Annotated in this window: 2 protein-coding genes; both read right to left on the bottom strand. The window is 42.0% G+C overall.

From position 1 onward, the window contains the following. Positions 1-159: transposase (locus VR7878_RS20660; RefSeq protein ID WP_077333472.1), on the bottom strand; the 159-nt coding region annotated here is incomplete at its 3' end. A gap of 627 nt (positions 160-786) precedes the next feature. Next, the coding region (locus VR7878_RS20655) for an integrase core domain-containing protein (protein WP_139343957.1) at positions 787-1,002 on the bottom strand (216 nt) is incomplete at its 5' end.

The raw sequence follows: 1,002 nt of genomic DNA, 5'->3' as shown, positions 1-1,002 counted from the left end.
TTTTTCTTGCTTGAGCTGCCTTACCCACTTATCCATTGTCGATTTACCAACACCCATGGCTTTTGCAGCTTCAACAACGGTGTAGTTTTGATCGAGAACAAGTTGCGCTGCTTCGAGTTTGAATTCCGCACTGAAAGTGCGTCTGGTACGCTTGGTCATAGTTTCACCTGTCATGCTATGAGGTGTATTTTAACACCTCTAATCAGGTGGCCAAATTCACCGTACCACTACATTTGACGGAACTTTAGCTACTGATAAATTCAAAGACTACATGTTGGCAACTCTGACGAAAATCCTTACCGACACAAGAAAGGAGTTGGAAGGATCTGGCTCAGAAGAGCCAGATTTTCCGATGTAACTGAAATTAAGTGGATAGTAAATACAGTGATACACCATATAACTATCCACTTACCTTATCGGCAATTTGAGAGTTTTGCAGTTCGTAACAAGGTTTTGCCCCTTTTCTTGCTAGCAGGTTGTGAGCATGGAGTCTGTAACCCTTCGTTTTCCTTAATTTAACTAATGAATACGTCACACAGGACACATATCGCTCTGTTTTATGTCCTATTGTTAACCAGTCTAAAGATTTACGCTGGGTTATTGTACAGTGAACGCAACGCCGTTTTAGCAGTAGTCCCGAAAGCATGTCCTTCACCAAAACCATCACCGTGGGAGGATAACTCTAGTGCCTTGCATCATTTCATGCATCATAATCTAGGCATTTGCTGTAGAGTCAGTGCGACTACCAAACAAAATTGCAGCCCACTAGTGACCTGCCCCCAAGAATTAATCCAAAATTTCATTAGTAATGCTTATTAAATCACCATTGTTCGTTACTGTTCTTGTGGTTGCTGCAAACTCAGATGGAGTCAGATAATCCAGTGCTGAGTGAGGACGATTTTCATTGTAATCCATACGCCAGCTACTGATGAGTTCACGAGCATGACTCAGATCCCGAAACCAATGTTCGTTTAAACATTCATCGCGGAACTTTCCGTTAAA

Origin of the sequence: Vibrio ruber DSM 16370 (assembly GCF_900163965.1) — a bacterium.
Lineage (GTDB): Bacteria > Pseudomonadota > Gammaproteobacteria > Enterobacterales > Vibrionaceae > Vibrio > Vibrio ruber.
The sequence above is the reverse complement of the archived record's forward strand: the minus strand, read 5'-3'. Positions and strand labels throughout refer to the sequence as shown.